Origin of the sequence: Streptomyces sp. NPDC102360, assembly GCF_044766085.1 — a bacterium.
Classification (GTDB): domain Bacteria; phylum Actinomycetota; class Actinomycetes; order Streptomycetales; family Streptomycetaceae; genus Streptomyces.
This window is the reverse complement of the sequence record NZ_JBIWLG010000016.1, coordinates 137,889-158,961: the sequence shown is the minus strand read 5'-3', so window position 1 is coordinate 158,961 and position 21,073 is coordinate 137,889. Positions and strand designations below refer to the sequence as shown.

At 68.8% G+C, this 21,073-nt stretch carries 18 protein-coding genes and 1 pseudogene; 14 read left to right on the top strand and 5 right to left on the bottom strand.

The window, feature by feature from the left end:
• Positions 1 to 132 precede the first annotated feature (132 nt).
• On the bottom strand, positions 133 to 270 hold the full coding sequence (locus tag ACIRHA_RS39185) for a hypothetical protein (protein WP_403855923.1): 138 nt from the start codon (positions 268 to 270) through the stop codon (positions 133 to 135).
• A gap of 259 nt (positions 271 to 529) precedes the next feature.
• Positions 530 to 1,153, bottom strand: a complete 624-nt coding sequence (locus ACIRHA_RS39180) for a hypothetical protein (protein WP_403855921.1) — start codon at positions 1,151 to 1,153, stop codon at positions 530 to 532.
• Between the two features lie 148 nt (positions 1,154 to 1,301).
• Here ACIRHA_RS39180 and ACIRHA_RS39175 point away from each other — a divergent pair.
• Both ACIRHA_RS39175 and ACIRHA_RS39170 read left to right on the top strand, forming a co-directional pair.
• Positions 1,302 to 2,405: pseudogene (locus ACIRHA_RS39175) on the top strand (diacylglycerol/lipid kinase family protein); the annotation flags it as partial.
• Positions 2,402 to 3,097: a DUF1345 domain-containing protein gene (locus tag ACIRHA_RS39170; RefSeq protein WP_403855919.1), complete on the top strand. Its 696-nt coding sequence runs from the start codon at positions 2,402 to 2,404 to the stop codon at positions 3,095 to 3,097. The pseudogene ACIRHA_RS39175 and the gene ACIRHA_RS39170, both read left to right, overlap by 4 nt.
• A gap of 54 nt (positions 3,098 to 3,151) precedes the next feature.
• Here ACIRHA_RS39170 and ACIRHA_RS39165 read toward each other — a convergent pair whose 3' ends face one another.
• On the bottom strand, positions 3,152 to 4,213 hold the full coding sequence (locus ACIRHA_RS39165; RefSeq protein ID WP_403855917.1) for a zinc-binding dehydrogenase: 1,062 nt from the start codon (positions 4,211 to 4,213) through the stop codon (positions 3,152 to 3,154).
• 253 nt (positions 4,214 to 4,466) lie between these two features.
• Between ACIRHA_RS39165 and ACIRHA_RS39160 the strand changes: the two genes are divergently transcribed.
• Positions 4,467 to 7,682: a bifunctional cytochrome P450/NADPH--P450 reductase gene (locus ACIRHA_RS39160; RefSeq protein WP_403855915.1), complete on the top strand. Its 3,216-nt coding sequence runs from the start codon at positions 4,467 to 4,469 to the stop codon at positions 7,680 to 7,682.
• Positions 7,683 to 7,766: 84 nt separating this feature from the next.
• Here the strand turns inward: ACIRHA_RS39160 and ACIRHA_RS39155 are convergent, their stop codons facing one another.
• Positions 7,767 to 8,390: a TetR/AcrR family transcriptional regulator gene (locus ACIRHA_RS39155; protein WP_403855913.1), complete on the bottom strand. Its 624-nt coding sequence runs from the start codon at positions 8,388 to 8,390 to the stop codon at positions 7,767 to 7,769.
• 182 nt (positions 8,391 to 8,572) lie between these two features.
• On the opposite strand from ACIRHA_RS39155, the gene ACIRHA_RS39150 reads away from it, so the two are divergent.
• On the top strand, positions 8,573 to 9,169 hold the full coding sequence (locus ACIRHA_RS39150; protein WP_403855911.1) for a TetR/AcrR family transcriptional regulator: 597 nt from the start codon (positions 8,573 to 8,575) through the stop codon (positions 9,167 to 9,169).
• A gap of 43 nt (positions 9,170 to 9,212) precedes the next feature.
• On the opposite strand, the gene ACIRHA_RS39145 is transcribed toward ACIRHA_RS39150, so the two are convergent.
• Entirely contained in the window at positions 9,213 to 10,850 is a 1,638-nt protein-coding gene (locus tag ACIRHA_RS39145; RefSeq protein WP_403855909.1) for a long-chain fatty acid--CoA ligase, read from the bottom strand.
• A 283-nt stretch (positions 10,851 to 11,133) separates the two neighbouring features.
• On the opposite strand from ACIRHA_RS39145, the gene ACIRHA_RS39140 reads away from it, so the two are divergent.
• From ACIRHA_RS39140 to ACIRHA_RS39095, 10 genes are all read left to right on the top strand, one after another.
• The gene (locus ACIRHA_RS39140) at positions 11,134 to 12,588 is read left to right on the top strand and encodes a flavin-containing monooxygenase (protein WP_403855907.1); all 1,455 of its coding nucleotides are present in this window, start codon (positions 11,134 to 11,136) and stop codon (positions 12,586 to 12,588) included.
• Between the two features lie 170 nt (positions 12,589 to 12,758).
• Positions 12,759 to 13,367, top strand: a complete 609-nt coding sequence (locus tag ACIRHA_RS39135) for a hypothetical protein (protein ID WP_403855905.1) — start codon at positions 12,759 to 12,761, stop codon at positions 13,365 to 13,367.
• A gap of 1 nt (position 13,368) precedes the next feature.
• Positions 13,369 to 14,727 (top strand): glutamine synthetase family protein, encoded by a 1,359-nt coding sequence (locus ACIRHA_RS39130; protein ID WP_403855933.1) that lies wholly within the window; start codon positions 13,369 to 13,371, stop codon positions 14,725 to 14,727.
• Positions 14,724 to 15,830 carry a Zn-dependent alcohol dehydrogenase gene (locus ACIRHA_RS39125; RefSeq protein ID WP_403855903.1) on the top strand — a complete coding sequence of 369 codons (1,107 nt, stop codon included), beginning with the start codon at positions 14,724 to 14,726 and terminating at the stop codon, positions 15,828 to 15,830. The genes ACIRHA_RS39130 and ACIRHA_RS39125 overlap by 4 nt, the downstream gene beginning before the upstream one ends.
• 2 nt (positions 15,831 to 15,832) lie before the next feature.
• Positions 15,833 to 16,627, top strand: coding sequence for a gamma-glutamyl-gamma-aminobutyrate hydrolase family protein (locus ACIRHA_RS39120; RefSeq protein ID WP_403855901.1), 795 nt, complete (start codon positions 15,833 to 15,835; stop codon positions 16,625 to 16,627).
• An 80-nt stretch (positions 16,628 to 16,707) separates the two neighbouring features.
• Positions 16,708 to 18,135 carry an aldehyde dehydrogenase family protein gene (locus ACIRHA_RS39115; protein WP_403855931.1) on the top strand — a complete coding sequence of 476 codons (1,428 nt, stop codon included), beginning with the start codon at positions 16,708 to 16,710 and terminating at the stop codon, positions 18,133 to 18,135.
• A 31-nt stretch (positions 18,136 to 18,166) separates the two neighbouring features.
• Complete coding sequence (locus ACIRHA_RS39110) at positions 18,167 to 19,033, top strand: phytanoyl-CoA dioxygenase family protein (protein ID WP_403855899.1); 867 nt, start codon at positions 18,167 to 18,169, stop codon at positions 19,031 to 19,033.
• 108 nt (positions 19,034 to 19,141) lie between these two features.
• Positions 19,142 to 19,402 (top strand): hypothetical protein, encoded by a 261-nt coding sequence (locus ACIRHA_RS39105; RefSeq protein ID WP_403855897.1) that lies wholly within the window; start codon positions 19,142 to 19,144, stop codon positions 19,400 to 19,402.
• Positions 19,372 to 19,755 (top strand): hypothetical protein, encoded by a 384-nt coding sequence (locus ACIRHA_RS39100; protein WP_403855929.1) that lies wholly within the window; start codon positions 19,372 to 19,374, stop codon positions 19,753 to 19,755. The genes ACIRHA_RS39105 and ACIRHA_RS39100 overlap by 31 nt, the downstream gene beginning before the upstream one ends.
• Before the next feature lie 31 nt (positions 19,756 to 19,786).
• Entirely contained in the window at positions 19,787 to 21,064 is a 1,278-nt protein-coding gene (locus ACIRHA_RS39095; protein ID WP_403855895.1) for an aspartate aminotransferase family protein, read from the top strand.
• Positions 21,065 to 21,073 lie beyond the last annotated feature (9 nt).

Sequence of the window (21,073 nt, the reverse complement as noted above, 5' to 3'; positions counted from 1 at the left end):
CGCTTCCAGCACGTACTGACCGCAGCAGCCCTCAACTTCATCCGCACCGACGCCTGGCTCACTGACACCCCACTCGCCACCACGAGGACCTCACGATTCACCCGAATCCGACCCACGTAGCACCCGGGGAATTCACCAACGGTGTCCTCGACGGGACGTCATCGTCGGCTCGGCCTGATAGCGCGAAGCCTTGCCGGCGATAAGAGCGGCGATCCAGGCGTCGGCCGCACCGACCAGTGCGCCGAGCACGGCCAAGAGTCCTTCGATCACCCAAGTGATTGTGATGGACACCGAAGTGCCACGGAACCGTTTCCTGAACTTGGCTCCGATGGCTGAGTGGCCGGCCGACGGCGCAGGCCGCCTGAGCCGTCGGTATCTCCGCACTCGCCGCACAGCTCCGCGGCTGGCTTGCTACGGTCAAGGCGAGGCCGGATGCCCCTGTCTGGGAGTTACGTGGGGCGTGGGGCTGGCCTCACCTAAGCTCCGGCGGTCCTTGTCAACACCCCCGTCGAGGGTCGCCGGCTCGGGCTCACGCCTCGTCTGGGCTCGGCGCCTCCGGCTCGACCTGCCCCGACATGGCCTGGAAGCCAGCGATGCGTTCCTCCGACGCGATCCTGAGCCGCTCCGTCTCGGCGTCGAGGTCGTTCTTCCGGCGCTGTGTGGTCGCCTCTAGCTTCGCCTTGGCAACGCTGGCCGCAGCAGTAAACGAGGCGGCCACGGCCCCGCCGGCCAGGATTTCGTTGACGATCTCGGGCTCGGCCGCGCGCTTGAGCGCCGCATCGGCGCTCTCGATACTTCTCCACCCCTCGGTGCCTCCCCACCCGGAGAGGCCACGCTCCGCGCCCCAATCCTCCTCCAGGGGTGCGCCGGACGCGGCAATTGGCGCCCCGTAGAGCACCTCCAAGCTGCTCACAACGGCACTGAGCTTGCGAAGGGCCTCCGCAAGCCGGTCATCGAGAACCTGCCCTCGGAACTCCGATCCCACCTCCTGTATGGCTTGCCTTGTCAGGGCCAGTACGGTTCGCACCGATGGCGAGCCAGCGGCGGAGTCCCCCGCTTCGCGCAGTGAAGTTTGGAGGAGGCGCATCGCTTCGCGGAGGCGATCCGCGAGGAGCTGTTCAGCAGCGGTGAGGGGTGAGTGTTCGTCAGCCACAGGCCAAGTGTGCCCCAACACCCCGTGCAGATCGTTGAATTGAGGCACGCAACCCTCTGACGTCACCCGACCCTTTGCATCGATCCAAAGCGCTGAAGGCCTGGGTATTGCTCGCCTGGCCGATTCGTCGAGGTGCTCCCCTGCAGCCGCCGTCCTGGTGCTCCTGGCGTACGACGGACTGTGGCTGACCGCCCTGGCCCTGATCCTTTGTTGGGCCGTGACACTCGCCTGTGCGCGGGCGGCGTTGCGCAGGTCGAACCGGAAGCGTTCGGTGCGGGCGGTGCCGGCGGCCCGTGCTCGGCGGCCTGTTCTGATCATGAATCCGAAGTCGGGCGGCGGGAAGGTCGGCCGCTTCGGACTGGTCGAGCGGGCTCAAGAGCTGGGAGCGCAGGTGATCCTGCTCGACCCGGCCGTTCCGGCCGATGTCGCGGCACTTGCCCGGCAGGCCGTGGCGGAAGGCGCGGACCTGCTCGGCGTCGCGGGCGGCGACGGTACCCAAGCCCTGGTCGCGGCGGTCGCCGCCGAGCACGGCCTGCCGTTCCTCGTCGTCTCCGCCGGCACCCGTAACCACTTCGCCATGGACCTGGGGCTCGACCGCGCCGATCCCTCACGCTGCCTCGACGCGCTGACCGACGGCGAGGAGCTGCGGATCGACCTCGGCGACGTCTCGGGCCGGCCGTTCGTCAACACGGTGTCCTTCGGGGTCTACGCCGACGTCGTGCAGCGGCCCGAGTACCGCGACGACAAGACCGGCACCGCGTTCAACCTCTTGCCCAACCTGCTGCTCGGCGAAGGAGTGCGACGGCTCGACGCGCGCATCGACGGCACGCCGCTCTCGTCGCAGCAGGCCGTGCTCGTCAGCAACAATCCGTATGCGTCCCCCGACGAGGTCAGTGGCGCAGGCCGCAGGCCCCGGCTCGACGACGGCCGGTTGGGAGTGCTCGGGATCCGGGTGGAGGACGCGGGACAGGCCGCCGACCTCGCCGTGCGGGGCTCGCAGTCCTCCGCCCTGACCGTGATGAGCGCCGAGCGGGTCGAGGTGACCGTCGCAGGCGCGGACGACATCCCCGTCGCCGTGGACGGAGAGGCGCTGCGGATGCCCACTCCGGTGGTCTGCACCCTGCGCCGGGGCGCGCTGCGGGTCCTGGTGCCGCGAGACCGGCCGGGGGTCTCGGAGATCCCGCCGCCCGTCAGTTGGCAGCGCATCATGCACCTGGCCTTCGCTCGCGCGGAACGGACCGCGCCCCGGTGACGCCCGCCGCGGCCCGGCGACACCGGAAGGACCAGTGGCTCTCGGAACGCCGCCGCTCGGTGACGGGCGCCTTCATCGCCGCGGGCACCACGGCGGTTCTGCTCGTACTCGACGGAGGCCGGGTACAGACCTCCGGTACGGACGTATGCGTGCTGGTGATGCTCGCGTACCTGTTCCCGTACCTGTTGGTCACGTCGGTCGCCTTCTCGACCGCGTCCCCCGAGCGGCTGCGCACCTGGGCCGTCAGGGAGAGCCGGGGCACCACACTCCAGCGCTACGTGTACGGGACGGCGCCGGGACCCGGGGTCTCGATCTTCATCGCGGCCGCCGCGCTGCTGGTGGCGGTGGTGTGGCTTCCCGGGCACATCGGCTCAGGGTTCGGCCCCGCTCCCCGGGCAGCGGTGGCGCTCGTACTGGTGGCGGTCGCCTGGATCTGCGTCGCCGTGTCCTTCGCCGTGGCCTTTCAGGCCGACAACCTGATGGAGGAGGAACGGGCCCTGGAGTTCCCGGGCGAGGAGCCCGCGGTCTGGGCCGACCACGTCTACTTCGCGCTGTCCGTCATGACGACGTTCGGCACGACCGACGTCAACGTGACCTCTCGGGAGATGCGGCGGACGGTGATGGTCAACTCGGTCATCGCGTTCGTCTTCAACACCGTCACCGTGGCCAGCATGGTCTCGGCCCTCGACTGAGCCTGACGCCCCTCCCGGTGCCGCCAGGTCGTCAGGCACCGGGAAGGGCGCGTCTCAGGGGGTGAGCACCAGGCGGATCGGGTCTCCGGCCTTGCTCTCCAGGCGCGCGACCGCCTCCGCCGCCTCGGCCAGTGGCACGTGGGCGGTGATGGAGGGAGCCAGGTCGATCCGCCCGGCCGAGGCCAGGCCGACGAGCTGCTCCACGTGCTCGGGCTCGGAGCCGTAATGGCCCCTGACCTGGTTGACGTTGAAGCAGAAGCCGATGCTGTCGGCGATCGTGACCGGCTCCGGGGTGAGCCCCGCGAGCACGAGCGAACCGAACGGGCCGAGCACCGACGCGGCTTGGGCGCGGGCCGGCCCCACCCCGGCGAAGTCGAACGCGACGTCGAGGCCGCGCCCGGCGGTCGCCTCCTGAATCGCCTCCGCGAAGTGCGGCGTGAGCGGGTCGAGCGCGAAGTCCGCACCGAAGGCGAGGGCCCGCTCGCGGGCGGACCGCAAGGGGTCGATCGCGATGATCGGGGCCGCTCCGACCATCCGGGCGAGCCGCACGGCGTGCGCGCCCAGGCCGCCTGCTCCCCAGATACCGACGGCCTGTGCGGGGCGGACGGCACCCGTTCCCACGATCGCGGCGTACGGGGTGGAGACCGCGTCGGGGATGATCGCCGCCTGGTCGAAGGGCAGGTCGTGCGGTATCGGGAGCAGCGTGCCCTCGCGGGCGATCGCGTACTGGGCCCAGCCGCCGTCGTAGTCCAGGCCGCGCGTGAGGGGGCGCTGGCACATCATCCTGCGCAGGCAGCCCGTGCAGTCGCCGCATGCCTCGCCGGCCTGGAGGACCACGCGCTGCCCGGGCGTCCAGCTGCCCTTCATGTCCGGGCCGAGGGTGTGGACGACGCCTGCGACCTCGTGGCCGAGGGTCACGGCGCCCGCCCTGGTGACCGCTTCGACGGGGAAGAAGGGGCTCAGGCTGCCGTCGATCAGGTGGACGTCGGACAGGCAGACGCCGGCGGCGCGTACCTCGACCAGGACCTCACCCGGGCCGGGGACCGGGATCGGAACCTCCTCGACGGCGAAGGTACGGGTGTCCAGACGGAGTCGTCCGGCCAGCATGGTGCTCATGGTGGGGCCCTCGATTCTGGGGAAGTACGCAGGCGACGAGTCCGTGCAGCAACGTGGTCGCTTGCTCAAGTCGCTCAACCGTGTCGACTGACGAGAACGCCTGTCAAGCCGATCCTGGGCTACGTTCGTCGCGCCTCTTTAGTTCCCTCGATCGACTGTGTCGATCGATACTGTCACTCGACATGAGCAAGTGACAAGGTCGCCTGTATGTTGGTCGCCAAGCGACTGCTGGTGCGCAACGAAAGGCACGTTCATGACTCAGATGTCCGCCCGCGGGACTCACGCCATCCCGGAGCGCCCCTCGCTCCCTCTGGTCGGCCATGCGCTGAACCTCCCCGGAGGGGTCGAATTCCTGACCCATGTGATCAAGGAGGTGAAGGAGCTCGGGCCGGTGTACAAGCAACGTGTCTTCGGGACCGAGATGGTCATCGTGGGCGGCCTGGAGCTGGTCGAGGAACTGGCCGACGAGGGCAGGTTCCGCAAGAACGTGCACAGCGAGCTGGTCGAGATCCGGCAGATCGCCGGCGACGGACTGTTCACCGCCTTCAACCACGAGCCGAACTGGCGCAAGGCGCACGACGTCCTGATGCCGGCGTTCTCGCTGGGCGCGATGCGCGGCTACCACGGGACGATGCTCAAGGTCGCCCGTTCCCTCATCGGCAAGTGGGACCGGCTTGCCGGAGTGCAGCCGGTGGACGTGCCCGACGACATGACCCGGCTGACCTTCGACACGATCGGCCTGTGCGGCTTCGGCTACGACTTCGAGTCGTTCCGCCGGAGCGACCTGCACCCCTTCGTCGAGGCGATGGGCCGCGCCCTGCACTTCACGCAGGAGAAGGGCGAGTCCATTCCGGGTGCGGAGTTCTTCAAGCCCAAGCAGGCCCAACAGTTCCGCAAGGACGCGGAGTTGATGACCGACCTGGTCGACGACGTCATTCGCAGGCGCCGGGCGTCCGGCGACACGAGCACCGACGACCTCCTCGGCATGATGCTGCACACGAAGGACCCGGTGACGGGCGAGCCGCTGGACGACGTGAACATCCGCCACCAGGTGATCACGTTCCTCATCGCCGGTCACGAGACCACCAGTGGTGCCCTCTCCTTCGCGCTCCACTACCTCACGCAGCACCCCGAGGTGCTGAAGCGGGCTCAGGCCGAGGTGGACGCCCTGTGGGGCGACACGGAGAACCCCGAGCCCGACTATGGGGACATCGGAAAGCTCACCTATATCCGTCAGGTGCTCAACGAGAGCCTCCGGCTGTGGCCGACCGCGCCGGGCTTCGGGGTGGAGCCCATCGAGGACACGGTCATCGGAGGCAAGTACGCCGTCGGCAAGGGCGAGTCGCTGATGGTGGTGACCCCCGCGCTCCACCGCGACCCGGCCTGGGGCGAGAACGTCGAGCTCTTCGACCCCGACCGCTTCTCGCCCGAGCGTGAGGAAGCCCGCTCGGTCCACCTCTTCAAGCCGTTCGGCAACGGTGAACGCGCCTGCATCGGGCGGCAGTTCGCCCTGCACGAGGCCACCCTGCTCCTCGGCCTCCTGGTGCACCGCTACCGGCTGCTCGACGAGACCGGCTACCAGCTGAAGATCAAGTTGTCGCTCACCATCAAGCCCGACGGGTTCACCCTCGGCCTTGCCCGCCGCACGAGCGACGAGCGCAGGAAGCCCGCTGCCGCGAGTGAGGACACGGGAGGGCGGGACGCGACGGCCACGGTCCGGCGCGCCCCGGGTACCGCGCTCACCCTGCTGCACGGCTCCAACCTCGGCACCTGCGCAGGCGTCGCCCGCGACCTCGGCGTCGACGGCGAGGACCACGGCTTCACCGCGTCCGTGGCCTCCCTCGACGACCGCGCAGGCCAACTCCTGGACACCGAGGGGCCGGTGGTGATCGTGGCCGCCTCGTACAACGGCCGTCCCACCGACGACGCGGCCGAGTTCGTCGCCTGGCTGGAGGGCCTGGAGCCCGGTTCGCTCGACGGCCTCCAGTACGCCGTCCTCGGCGTCGGCGACCGCAACTGGGCGGCCACGTACCAGAGGGTGCCCACGCTCATCGACGAGAGTCTCGCGGCGGCCGGCGCCACCCGTCTCCTGGCTCGCGGAGCCGCCGACGCCTCCGGGGACTTCGCGGGCACAGTGGACCGGTGGACGACCGACCTGTGGACCGCGCTGCTCGACCAGTACGGCGAGGCGGTGGAGGGCGCCGCCACGGCCACCGGGACGGACGACGACGGGGAGGGCCTGTACGAACTGCAGGACACCACCGACTCGGTCATCGGCGGCCTCGCCGACCGCCACGGCGTCCTGCCGATGGAGGTCGTCGAGGCGTACGAACTCGTCGACACGGACCACGAACTCGGCCGCTCCAAGCGCTTCTTGAGGCTGCGGCTGCCCGAGGGTGTCACCTACCGCACCGCCGACCACCTCGCACTGCTTCCGAGTAACCCGGAGGAACTGGTGCAGCGGGTCGCCGACCGCTTCGGCCTGGACCTGGACCGCACGGTCCGGCTGCGCGCCCGCCGCCGCAGCCGGAACGCGCTGCCCGTCGACCGGCCGCTGACGCTGCGCCGCCTGCTGACCGACTTCGTCGAACTCCAGGACGCCGCGACGCAGGAGCAGATCGCCGTGCTCGTCGAGCACACCCCGTGCCCGCCGGAGAAGCAGCCGCTGGACCGGCTCGCCTCGGCGGACGAGGGGGCGTTCCGGGAGCAGGTGACCGTCGCCGGGACCAGCGTCCTGGATCTGCTCGAGCGCTACCGCGCCTGCGAGCTGCCCTTCGAGCACTTCCTCGAACTGCTGCCGGTCCGGCGCCCCCGCCACTACTCGGTCTCCTCGTCCCCGGCCGCCCGGCCGGGCGAGGTCGACCTCATGGTCTCGCTGCTCGCGGCGCCCCACCGTGGCGGCGAGGGCACCTTCCAGGGCATCGCCTCGCACTACGTGCAGACGATCCAGGCAGGTGACACGGTGCAGGCCCGAGTGCTGCCGTGCAGCGAGTCCTTCCGCCTCCCGGAGGACACCTCCGTCCCCGTGATCCTGGTGAGTGCGGGCACCGGCGTCGCACCGTTCCGCGGCGCCGTCCTCGACCGGCACCACACCGGCTCGACCGGCACCCTGCTGTGCTACTTCGGCTGCGACCACCCCGACGTGGACTACCTCCACAGGGAGGACTTCGAGGCGGCCGAGGCGGCGGGAGCCGTCAGCATGCGACCCACCTTCATGCACGCGCCCGTTGAGGGGGCCCGCTTCGTCCAGGACCGGATCGCCCGTGAGAGCGACGAGGTCTGGGCCGCCCTGGAGGCAGGCGGCCGGGTCTACATCTGCGGCGACGGCCGCCGCATGGCCCCTGCGGTGCGGGAGGCCTTCATGGCCGTCCACCGTGAGCACACCGGCGCGAGCGACGAGGACGCCACCGCCTGGTTGAGCGACATGATCGGCGCCGGTCGCTACGTCGAGGACGTCTGGGCCGGCTGACGGCGACGGAAACGACAGCCGACTGAAACAACAGTGGGGGCGCGCCTGATGGGCGCGCCCCCACTGTCGTGTTCGCGGGTTCCGTCACTCCATGGGTACGTCCATGAGCTCAAGGCGGCCACCGGTCAAGGCCACGGTGGCGGACACCAGGGCCTGCAGGCCGACGCGTTCGGCGGCCTTGTCGGGAACGCAGCGCCATTGCATCGCCAGCCCGTCGAAGCCGGACAGGAAGAACCGGGCGACGGTCTCGGCGGGCTGGACGAGCTTGTAGCCGGTCCGCTCCGCCGTCTCGGTCACCACTTTCGCGGTCGCCGCTATCACCTGGCTGTAGTGACCCTGGCGGGCCTCGCTCAGCTTGGGATTGCGGAGCGCGAACATGGTCAGCTCGGAGAGCAGCTGGTGACCGGTGGCCGGTTCCAGCATGGTGCGCCACAGGGTGCCCGCCAGAGCGGCGAACGTCTCCTCGAAACCGGCGTCCTCGGGGGCCGCCCGCTCGACCTCCGCGATGAGGTCCTCCGTGATCTGATCCATGACGGCCCGGTACAGATCCTCCTTCGTGCCGAAGGTGTAGTGCACCGTGGCCTGCGCGACACCCAGCTCGGCCGCGATGGCGCGGGTGCTTCCGGCGGCGACGCCCTCTCGGGTCATGAGGTCGATGGCCGCTTTGATGAGCTGCGGGCGGCGTTCGGCAGCGGTGACATGAGCCATGGACTCATTGTATCGACCAAGGCACTCGAACAAGTCGGTCGACTGTGTCGCCGGTGGTGAAGCCGGTGAACCAGCTGGTCGGCTCGGCGGCTCCCTGGCCTCGTCGTTTCGTCGAAGCCGGAGGAAAGGCCATGATACGTTCCAAGTAGAACAAATGACTGAGTCAACTCCGGGAGGGTTGGATGGCGTACGTGTCAGCGGACGCGCGGCGGGAACAGCTCATCGAGGCCGCTGTGCGAGTGATCGCCCGCGAGGGTGCCGACAGGGCCACCACCCGGAAGATCGCCGAGGAGGCGAAGGCGCCGCTCGCCTCCCTCCACTACTGCTTCCAGAACAAGGAAAACCTGCTGCTCGCCGTCTTCACGCAGCTCTCGGCGGAGATGCCTCTCGAGGTCGATCCGTCAGAGGGCGAGAGCGCGAGCCTGGGTCAGGTCCTGGAGCAGCGCTTGACCAGAGCCATGCAGTGGACCGTGGACAATCCTGTCCGCATGCGGGCCATGATCGAGGTAACGCTGTGGGCCGAGCGCTACGACCCCGAGCTTTCCGTCAGCTTCTACGACGGCTTCTTCAAGTCGTCGGAGGCGGTCCTGCGTCAGGCCGGCGCGACGCTCTCGGACGAGGAGCTGCACTCGGTGGTGAGGGTGGGGATGTCCATCGTCGACGGCCTGTCCCTGCAGATGCTCACGAACGGGGACACGGAGCGCGCGCTGCGCGACACGGCGACCGCCTGCGCGATGCTGAAGTCCTTCCTGAACGAGAGTGAGCGGAACAGCGTCTGACGGCGCTCCGCCCACGAGGTGGCCTGCATGCGGGTGGCAGTGCCTAATCCAGCTGTACGAAGGTGAGTTGGCCGGCGGCGTACCGGCGGCGCAGGACCTTCTTGTTGAATTTCCCGACGCTGGTCCTGGGGATCTCGGGGACGACGGCCCAGCGTTCCGGGAGCTGCCACTTGGCCCAGTTCGCTGCCAGGTGTTCCCGGAGCGCCGCCGCGTCGGCGGGCTCGCCGTTCCTCAACACGACGGCCACACAAGGGCGTTCGTCCCAGCGCTCGTCTGGGATGCCGAAGACGGCCGCCTCCGCGATGGCGGGATGCGCCATGATGTCGTTCTCCATGTCGATGGAGGAGATCCATTCGCCGCCGGACTTGATCACGTCCTTCGCGCGGTCGGCGAGGGCGAGGAAGCCGTCGGGACTGATCCGGCCGACGTCGCCGGTGCGCAGCCATCCGTCGTCGAAGGATTCGGCCTCGACCGGCTCGTCGTCCGGGCTGTAGTAGGAGCCCGTGATCCACGGTCCCTTCACCTCCAGTTCCCCGAGCGACTCCCCGTCGTGCGGCACGAGGGTGTCGTCGTCGGCTTTGAGCCTGAACTCCACCAGCGGGGCGAACCTGCCTTGGCTCATCCGGTAACGCCACAGGTCCTCACCGGTCGCACCGGTGGGCGGATGGGCGACCGTGCCCACGGACGAAGTCTCGGTCATGCCCCAGCCGTGCACGATCCTGAGCCGGTGGTCCTCCTCGAAGGTCTTCATCAGCGCGGGCGGCATGGCCGAGCCGCCCACGACGACCTCGCGGAGGTGGGTGATGTCCTGCGGGTGGGCCGCCAGCCTGGCGGCAAGCCCCGTCCAGATGGTCGGTACGGCCGCGGCGTGCGTCGGCCGCTCCGCCGCCATCATGGCGAGCAGCGGCTCGGGTTGCAGGAAACGGTCGGGCATCAGGAGCGAGGCGCCGGAGATCATGGCCGCGAACGGCAGGCTCCACGCGTTGACATGGAACATCGGCACGATCGCCAGACATCGGTCGCGGGTCGAAAGACCCATCGCGGCCGGTGTGGTCACGTACAGGGCGTGCAGGTAGAGCGAACGGTGGGAGTACACCACGCCCTTGGGGTCGCCGGTGGTGCCCGAGGTGTAACACATCGCCGCGGCTGAGCGTTCGTCGAGCTCGGGGAAGTCGTACACATCGGGCTGCCCCGCGAGGAGCGCCTCGTAGCTGTGTACGTCGACCCCCGGAGGAGCGCGGAATCCGGCCGCGTCACCGTTGACCACGATCACGTGGCGCACGGTGCGCAGGCGGGGGAGCACCTCCTCGAAAGCGGACGTGAGCGACCCGTCCACGAGAACCACGCGGTCCTCGGCATGGTTGGCGACGAACACCAGTTGCTCGGGCGAGAGGCGGATGTTCAGGGCGTGCAGGACCGCGCCCATGGCGGGGACCGCGACGTAGGCCTCCATGTGCTCGGCGTTGTTCCACATGAACGTGGCCACCCGGTCGGACGTCCCGACTCCCAGGCCGCGCAGGGCATGCGCCAACTGGGCTGCACGTGCGCCCAGTTCACCGAACGTACGACAACGCGCGCCCGAGCCCGTCCAGGTCGTGACGGTGGCGTCGGCGTGCACCGACGCCGCGTAGCGCAGCAGTTGGGCGAGTGACAGGGGTCCGTCCTGCATCGTGCTCAGCATTCCTTGCTCCTTGACTGGGAGATCGCCGTGTCGGCGTGAGGGTGCACAGCAGCTGGGCCCGCCCGGCCGCGGAGGAAGAGGAAGAAGAGATCGACGCGGCTGGGGTTGACGCTGGCCCGAATCTGAGCGAATGATTTAGACAACAGATCTAGTCATGTGACTCTACTCAACTTTGCGAGGCCGTCAACGCCCTGTCGCAGGGCGGTCGGGACCCCAGGACATGTGGCGCAGTACCCGCTCGACGTGCTGAAACGCATCGTGTGATCAAGGTGGGAAGTGACGTATGGACCGAACCATCGAACGTGTCGACGTGGTGATCGTCGGTGCCGGCCTCTCGGGCATCGCGGCGGCGGTCGAGCTGAAGACGAAGCATCCCGAGCGGTCCTTCGTGATGCTGGAGGCGCGCGCGGACATCGGAGGCACGTGGGACCTGTTCCGGTACCCCGGGATCCGGTCGGACAGTGACATGTTCACGCTGGGGTACGGCTTCAAGCCGTGGACCGCCGAGAAGTCGATCGCCTCCGGCGAGGCCATCCTCGACTATCTGAACGAGGCCGTCGACGACTATGAACTGAGGCCGCACATCCGCGTCGAGCACCGCGTCATCGGCGCCGACTGGTCGCAGGGCGACCGTTGTTGGAACCTGGAGGTCGAAGGCCTCGGCGGCCGTACGTCCCTCGCCTGTTCGTATCTCTACATGGCCTCGGGCTACTACGATCACGACCAGGGGCACTTGCCGGAGTTCCCCGGCCAGGAGGCGTTCGGCGGGCGGATCGTCCATCCGCAGGAGTGGCCGGACGACCTCGACTGCGCCGGAAAGCGCGTCAGTGTCATCGGATCCGGCGCCACCGCGGTCACCCTCGTCCCGGCCCTCGCGCAGGTGGCGTCGAAGGTCACGATGGTGCAGCGGTCGCCTTCCTATGTGGCCATGGACTCCGATGTGGACGAGGAGGCCAACCGGCTGCGCGCAGAGGTGGGGAGCCGGGAGGCGTTCGAACGGGTCCGGCTGCGCAACCTCCAGGACCAGCAGGCGAGGTACCAGTTCGCGCGCGCGGACCCCGAGACCTTCAAGAAGCCCCTCTTCGACGAGATCGAGAAGATCGTCGGCCGCGACTGCCGGGAGAAGCACTTCACCCCGGCGTACGAGCCCTGGGACCAGCGTCTGTGTCTGGTGCCCAACGGGGACCTCTTCCACGCGATCCGGGACGGCAAGGCCGACATGGTGACCGGACACATCGAGACCTTCACCGAGGACGGCCTGCGCATGACCTCTGGCGAGGAGGTGCCGGCGGACATCGTCGTGACCGCGACAGGCCTGCAACTCGTCACGCTGGGGAAGATCCGGTTCAGCATCGGCGGTGCGCCGATCGACTTCTCGAAGACCTTCACGTACAAGGGGGTCGCGTTCAGCGGGGTCCCGAACCTCCTGATGGCCTTCGGCTACCTCAACTCCTCCTGGACGCTCCGCCTTGAGCTGGTCAACCGGTTCTGGAGCGCGCTGCTCGCGACGATGGACGAGCTCGGCGCCGCGGTCGTGACACCTGTTCTGCGTGACGAGGATCAGGGCATGGAGCGGGGGCCCTGGCTGAGGGACGTCTCCTCGGGCTACCTCGTGCGCCACATGGACGAGATGCCGGCCCAGGGCGACCGCGAGCCGTGGGTGAATCCCCAGGTCCATGAGCAGTTGAAGAACCTTCTGAGCGCCCCTTTCGACGACGGTGTTCTGCGCTTCTCGTAGCCCCTCGAAGAGGCCCGCATTCTGTGCGGCCATGTGGTTGACACCCACTCTTAACCAGGACTACCTTCAGGTCAAATGACTCAGTCAGTTGAGCCACAGTCATTTGGGCGTAATTCCGTGAACGGCGCCGGCCCCTCGTGCCCGGCCGTGAATGATTGAGGTGAGTGCCCATGAGTGGCGCTGTGAGTATCGAGGTCGAGGCGGACCCGACTCCGCTCGTACTCTCGCTGGCGCGGGTTTTGCGCGAGAGCGCAGAGATTCCCGAGCTTCGTGAACTGCTTTCCGGTCTGAATGGTGCCGTGGCCCTGAAGTCGGGGCTCGACTCCCAGGCCGCGACCCTGGGCTTCGCGGACGGTGACGCGCACGTGCACCACGGGGCGGACGAGGGCCTCGAAGTGATCCCCTTCGTGCCCTTCTCCGAGTACGCGCTCGCCGCGAAACCCGACCCGCTGGCCGACGCCGTCGAGCGGCTCCTGAACCCGCCGCTCCCTGAGTGGCGTGACGCCGCGTCGTCCTTCTGGGCGGTGAACGAGGGCTCTGAGGGGTTCCCCGAGGGGCTCCGCGTCGTCTGCTCGACGGAGGAGCAGGAGGTCACCTTCGGAGCGGACTCGGGCGGGGTCTACGAGGTGCACGGGCCCGCGGAGGCGCTGGCCGCGGCGTTCAGCGGCCGCGGTGATTCCTTCCTTTTCGCCATCGCGACCGGCGTCACGGTCGTCGGCGGCGTGGGGCAACTGTCGGCGATGTGTGGCGCGCACTGGAAGGTGAAATTCGGTGGCTGAAATGACCAAGGACGAGCTGGGTCGCTGGCTGGACGAGCGCGGCATCACTTCGGTCGAGATTCAGGCGACCAACCTCGACGGAATTTTCGTCGGAAAGACGCTTTCGCGCGACAAGTTCCTGAGCGGTCTGGAGCAGGGATTCGCTTTCGCGGATGTCGTGTTCGGAAACGACATGGGCAGTTTTCCGATGCTCGGAATGGCCTTTCCTTCCTGGCGCGGCGAAATGGAGGACATTTTCCTTCGCCCCGATCTCGGCACGCTCTGCGTGTGGAAGCCCGGCAAGGCGGCCGTCATCGGCGACTTCTGGACCCAGGAGGGCACCCCGGTCTCCGTGTGTCCCCGCAACCTGCTGCGCCGCGTCGACGCCGACGCCCGACAGCTCGGTTTCACGGTCAACACCGCCGTCGAGATCGAAGCGACCGTTTTCGAGGAGTCGATCCGCGAGGCCCGTGCCAAGGGCTACGAGAACCTCACCCCGCTCGGTGGCACCAGCGGCAGCGCCTATGTGCTCGCCAAGGATGCCGACTGGCGCGCGTACTTGGAGCGCGTGGAGGAGCGGCTGCGGGACATCGGCATCGAATGGGAGGCCTGGAACGACGAGGCCGCCGCGGGCCAGGTAGAGGTCAACGTCGCGATGGGCGATGTCGTCACGGTCGCGGACCGATGGGCCCGATGTCGCCAGGTGATGCGCGAGGTCGGCCACGAGCTCGGGCGCACCGTGACGTTCATGGCGAAGTGGTCGGACGCCTGGGGCCAGGCCTCGCACCTGAACATCTCCCTTCAGACAGGGGACGGGAATGCCTTCTACAGTCCCGACGGCGCCTCCGCCGTCATGAGCCGGTTCATCGGCGGACTGATGCCGGCGATGGCGGCCACGACGTCGATCGCCCTCCCCTTCATCACCTCCTATCGCCGGCTCGTCCCGGCCGAGGGACCGCCCACGACCGTCACGTGGGGAGTCGGCAACAAGACGACCGCGGTACGGGCCGTGGTCGGCCACCCGAAGCAGTCCCGCATCGAGTACCGCGTGCCCGGCTCGGACGCCAACATCTACCTGGTCAGCGCGGCCGTCCTCGGCGCCGGCCTCTTCGGGGTCCGGGGCGAACTCGAGCCGCCCGCCCCCTTCACCGGCATGGCCTGGTTCCTCCCCGACGGGGAGCAGATTCCGGCGAGCATCAGCCAGGCCACCGCCGCATTGGAGGCCGACAAGGTCCTCCCCGAGGTGCTCGGCCGGGAGTTCGTCAACTACTGGACCGGCACCCGGCGTTGGGAGTGGATGTCGTTCCACACCATGGGCGGCGGCGACCCCGACTGCGGCATCACCCCGTGGGAGCGCGGCCGATACTTCGAGCTGGCATGAGTACCCGGATCACAGCTGCCGTGCTGAACGCGGCGCCGGGCCTCCTCGACATCGAGGAACTCGTGATCGACGACCCCGGACCGGACGAGGTCCTGGTGAAGGTGGCGTACGCCGGTCTGTGCCACTCGGACCTGCACGAGATCGACGGGACCTTCGCGTCGCAACCGCCCATCGTCCTCGGCCACGAAGCGGTCGGTCGCGTCGTGGCCGTCGGACCGGGCGTCTCCGAGGTCGCACCGGGGGACACGGTCGTGACGTGCCTGTCCGTGCACTGCGGCACCTGCGAGTACTGCGTGACCGGGCGACAGACCCTGTGCGTGCATCGCTCACGGCTGCAACAGGAGCGAGCCAGGCCGCGGTTGGCCAAGTCCGACGGCCGGCCGGTGCGGCCGACCGCCGGCATCGGGGCCTTCGCCGAGATGATCCTCGTCCACAAGAACGGCCTGGTCGCCGTCCCGGATGACATCCGTCCGGAGACGGCGAGCGTGCTCGGCTGCGCCGTCACGACAGGTATGGGCGCGGTCCTGCACAGCGCGTCGGTGAAGACCGGGCAGACCGTCGCCGTGATCGGCCTCGGCGGAGTCGGCTTCGCCGCCGTCCAAGCCGCACAACTGGCCGGAGCGGCGCAGATCATCGGCGTCGACGTCGTGCCGGGCAAGTTGGACCGGGCCGTCCGGTTCGGTGCGACCCATGTCGTCGACGCGCGGGAAGAGGATCCGGTCGAAGCGGTGCGGGCGCTCACCGGCACCGGTGTGCACCACGCGTTCGAGGCGGTCGGCTCGGGCGCGACGGCGGGGCAGGCGTTCGCCATGCTCCGGCCGGGCGGCACCGCGACCGTGATGGGCATGATCCCGGACTCGCAGCCGGTGCAGGTGCGAGGGGCGGAACTGTTCCTGGAGGAGAAGCGCATCCAGGGCTCGTTCATGGGCTCCAACCACTTCAAGGTCGACGTGCCGCTGTACGCGCACTTCAACCGCCTGGGCCTGCTCCAGCTCGACGATCTCGTCACGGCCCGGTGCGAGCTGGCCACCATCAACGACGGCTTCAAGGCTCTGGCGTCCGGAGAAGAGATCCGCATCGTCGCCCGAGTCGGGGAGTGGTGACGATGAAGCCGCTGATCGGAATCACGGGCCGGCGCCTGAGCCTCGGCATGGTGAAACGGACGTCGCGCCGCTTCCAGTCACAGTTCATCAACTCGTACTTCAGCGCGTTCGGCGACAGCGTGGCGGCCGCGGGCGGGATACCCGTCAACCTGCCGTTCCACGTCGACGAAGACGGTGTCATCGAGCGGCTCGACGGACTCATCGTCACCGGAGGACAGGACATCCACCCCTCCCGGTGGGGCGGGACCGTCGAGGTCGACCCCACGGTCGACCCGCGAGAGGACTTCGACGCGCCGGACTCCGAACGGGACGAGTTCGAGGCGGCGCTGATCGAGGCAGCACTGCGGGCGAACGTCCCGATCCTTGGCATCTGCCGCGGTCACCACCTGCTCAACATCGTGCTCGGCGGCACCCTCGTCGAGCACATCGAGGAGGGCGGCCCGGTCGTTCACGTGTCCCCGAACGCCGCGCCGGACGACGGCGACGACGCACACACCGTCAGCTTCACGCCGGGAACCCTCGCTCACACGCTCTACGGGCCCCAGCGCGTCGTCAACTCCTGGCATCACCAGGCGGTCGACCGCCTCGGCCGCGGACTCAGTGTCATGGGCACCGCCGCGGACGGCGTCGTCGAAGCCATCAGGCTCGACGACAGCCCGGTGGTCGGCGTCCAGTGGCATCCCGAGTGGATGGCCTCGCCTGACCCCCTCTTCGACTGGCTCGTCGCCGTGTCCGCGACGACCGCCCCCGCTCCCGCCATGACTGCCGTCCCCGCCCTGAAAGGAGGCTCGACGTGACGAACTCCGAACGCACCGGCACCGCACGCACACGTGACGACTGGCTGGACCTCAAGAGCCGGCTGAGCCTGCCGCGCGGCATGTGGATCGACGGCGCATGGACCGCGTCGCGGACCGGCCGGACGAGCACCCTCACGAGTCCGCGTGACCAGCTGCCCCTCGCGGAGCTCCCCAGTGCGGACCACGACGACGTGGACCGCGCCGTCCAAGGCGCCAGGGAAGCGTTCTCCTCCCGAGTCTGGGTGGGCCTCGAGCCACGCGAACGCGGGGCTGTGCTGATCCGCTGGGCCGACCTCCTCGACCAGCACCGCGATGAACTGGCCCTGCTGGTCGCACTGGAGATGGGCAAGCCGGTCACGGTGGCATGGTCCGTCGAACTGCGCACCGCCATCAACACGGTTCGCTGGTACGGCGAACTCGCGGACAAGCTGATGGACGAGTCACCACGGGGCCGTAACGGTTCCGTCGCCCTGGTGACCCGGGAGCCGCTGGGAGTCGTCGGCGCGATCACGCCGTGGAACTTCCCGATGACGCTGTCGATGTTCAAGATCCCCGCCGCCCTGGTGTCGGGTAACAGCGTCGTCGTCAAGCCCGCGACACAAACGCCTCTCTCCCTCCTGCGCGCGGCGGAACTCTCCGCCGAGGCGGGCCTGCCGCCCGGCGTGCTCCAGGTGCTCACCGGCAGCGGCGCCACGGTCGGCTCGGCGTTGACGCTGCACCACGACGTCGACACGGTTACCTTCACCGGCTCGACCGAGGTCGGCAAGCAACTCCTGACCTACGCAGGGCAGTCCAACGCGAAGCCGGTCTGGCTGGAGCTGGGCGGCAAGTCCCCCAACATCGTCTTCCCCGACGCACCGGACCTCGACGAGGCCGCGCGGATGGCGGCCTGGGCGATCTCCTTCAACAGCGGGCAGATGTGCACGGCGGGTTCGCGGCTTCTCGTCCACGAGGACATCCGCGACGAGCTGATCTCCAAGGTCGTCGATCACCTCGGCCGCCACAACATCGGCGATCCGCTGGACCCCGAGACGACGATGGGGCCGATGGCGTACGAGCAGCATCGCGACGACGTGCTGGACGAGGTGCGCAAGGCGATCGCGGACGGCGCCGAGCTCGTCCACGGATCGGACCGCAAGCGCACCGACGGCCTGTACGTGGATCCGGTGGTCTTCGCGGACGTCGACCCGGACAGCCGTCTCGCTCAACACGAGATCTTCGGCCCCGTCCTGTCGGTCACGACGTTCCGCGACGACGCCGAGGCCGTCGCGATCGCCAACAACTCCGACTACGGACTCGGGGCCGCGATCTGGACCGGCGACCTCACGCGGGCCCACCGCCTGTCGCGGGAGCTTCAGGCCGGCCTGGTCTGGGTCAACTGCTTCGAGGAGGGAGACAGCTCGGTGCCGTTCGGTGGCCGCAAGCTCTCCGGACACGGGGCGGACCGGAGCCTGCACGGCCTGGAGAAGTTCACGACCTTGAAGACGACCTGGATCGAACTCACCTGATCCGTCGCGCAGTTGATAGGAGAGGATTCACATGACAGCAAAGCAGAAGGCCCAGGCCCTGACGTCCGTGGCGGCCGGCACATCCGCCGAGGAGATCCTGAAGATCGTGGCCCGCGACGGCGGCGTCATCATCAAGGACTTCTTGACGCGGGACCAGATCGACCGCTTCAACGCCGAAATCGAGCAGCCCCTGGAGGCGCTGCGCCCGGGCTCGACCCACGAGAACGAAATCGTGGCCGAGTTCCACGGCCGCAACACCAAGCGGCTCACCAACCTGGTCTCGCACAGCCCCACGTTCCGCAACGAGATCATCGACCATCCCCTGGTCCATGAGGTCAGCGACCAGGTCTTCCTCGAGGAGTCGGGCACGTACTGGATGACCACCGCACAGGTCATCGAGATCGGCCCGAAGAGCGCGGGACAGATGCTGCACCGGGACCTGGAGAACTGGTTCCCGTTCATCGGCATGGGGCCCAAGGGCCCGGAGATCACCATCAACTTCCTGGTCGCCCTGACCGACTTCACGGAGGAGAACGGCGCCACCCGTGTCATCCCCGGGAGCAACCACTGGAGCGACTTCGAGGACCGGGGGACTCCCGAGCAGACGGTTCCCGCGGTCATGAACGCCGGTGACGCCCTGTTCATCAGCGGCAAGACCGCCCACGGCGGCGGGGCGAACCAGACCAGTGACTTCTACCGCCGGGGCGTGGCCTTCACGTTCAACGCCGGTTACCTCACCGGCGAGGAGGCCTACCCGTTCCTGGTCGACATGGACGTCGCCAGGACGCTCTCGCCGCGCGTCCAGCGCGTGCTCGGCTTCCGTTCCCAGTACCCGACGGGCTCTCCCGGTCTGTGGCAGGTCGACTACGCGGATGTGGCCGACTACCTGAAGCTCTGAGAGCCGGCCGATCGGTTCACGCGACCTAGCCCTTACCCCTGCTCGTTGATCGACGGGCACCGGAGACGGTGCCCGTCGTCCCATGTGTGCCGAAGGAGGCACTCGAACATGACCGAGGCAACCGGTGTTGTCGTCGTCGGACTCGGCGCCACAGGCATCGCCATCGCCGAGTCACTGGTGAGCCGACGCGACTGCGAACTGTCGGGCGCGCTGGACATCGGGGCGGACAAGGCCGGGGTGCCCCTCGCCGACTTCGTCGCCGGTGCGCCGCGCGTCCCCGTGGTCTCGCGCAGAGCATCGGCGCCCTCGCTCGAGGGCTGGAGTAGGAGCTCGATGCGATCGAGGTCGACCCCGTCGAGCGAGATCTGATCGCGGAAACGGAACGCAAGGGGCAGCACACCGTCATCGCCGCGGGAACCGTGGCGAGCGTCCTGCACCGCGCGCGGGGACTGCTGCGGGGCAAGCCCGTCATCGAACTGGCCACCCGCTTCGGCATCTTCGACCCGGACGACGACGTCGAACGCGGCGACGGACTCCTCGTCGTCGCCCGTGAGCAGACGATCGAGGTCTCAGTGCCCGGCGGCTTCGAGAGCTTCCTGTCCACCGTGGCCATGACCTCGAACGCCGTGACCGCGGTCGCCGACGCGATGCCGGGATTCCGCACCGTCGAGGACCTGCCGGTGGGCGCCCTGGCCAGCAAGGGCGCGCGCACCGCGACCTGAGATTTTGTCGACCGAGAAGGGAGAACGTCGGATGGGCCTGGAGTCATCGCGCATCGCCTTCGAGCGAGCCGGGCGCAGCGTAGGGGGAGGGGTGGGCTCCGGCCTTCGCGCCGCGATGCGGCCACACCCGCTCTTCGTGAGCAAGGCGCAGGGCGCCCACGTCTGGGACTTGGACGGCGACCGCTACATCGACTACGTGATGGCGTGGGGCCCCCTCGTCCTCGGACATGGCGACCCCCGCGTGGTGGACGCCGTACGCGACGTGGCCGCGCGCATGCAGATCGTCGGCACCAGCCATGTCCTCGAGTACGCGGCGGCCGAGGCCGTCCTTGAGGCGGTGCCGCACGGCGAACGCCTGCTGTGGAGCAACACCGGCACCGAGGCGGTTCAGATCGCGCTGCGCCTGGCGCGGGCGGCCACGGGGCGCCGACGGATCGTGAAGTTCGCCAAGAGTTACCACGGTTGGCACGACTCGGTGTACGCGGGCCTGAGCGACACCGACGTGAGCGGGCTGGCGGCGCCGGCCAGCAGGGGCCAGAGCCCGAGTGTGCTCGACGACCTGGTGGTGGCTCGGTTCAACGACGTGGAGATGGTCGACCGGATTCTCGCGGAGGCCGTCGAACGGGACATCGCCGCGGTGCTCGTCGACCCGATCATGAGCAACGCCGGTGTCGAATCGCCCGCGCGGGACTTCCTGCAGACGTTGCGCTCCCGCTGTGACCAGCAGGGCGTGGTGCTCATCTACGACGAGGTGATCGCCGGATTCCGGATCGCTCGTGGCGGCGCGGCCGAGTTCTTCGGGGTGCGGCCCGACCTCTCCGTCTTCGGCAAGGCCATGGCGGGCGGCTTCACCCAGAGCGCCGTCGTCGGGCGGGCGGACCTGATCGACCAGGTCACGGACGGTGTGGTGCACGCCGGCACGTTCAACGGCAATCCCATCGCGTTGGCCGCCGTCCAGGCGACCATGGGCGCGCTCGCGGATCCCGCCGTCTACCGCACGCTGGAGAGCGTCTCCGCCCGGTTCGAGCTCGTGATCGGTGACCTGCTGGCTTCCGCCCCGCAAGCCGCCCGCCTCAAGCGGGTCGGTTCCCTGCTTCAGTTCGACCAGGCCGGCGATGCCACCAGCCTGCACGGGGCCGGCGGCCTGTGGCCGCGGATTCTGGAGGGGATGCTCGCAGGCGGCGTGATGTTCATGCCCTCCGGCAAGATCTTCCTCAGCACGGTGCACGGGCAGGCGGACATCGACGCCACCGCCGAAGCCCTCGACAAGGTCCTGCGACAGCTGCCGGATCCGCAGGGCTCTTCGTAGACACTCCGC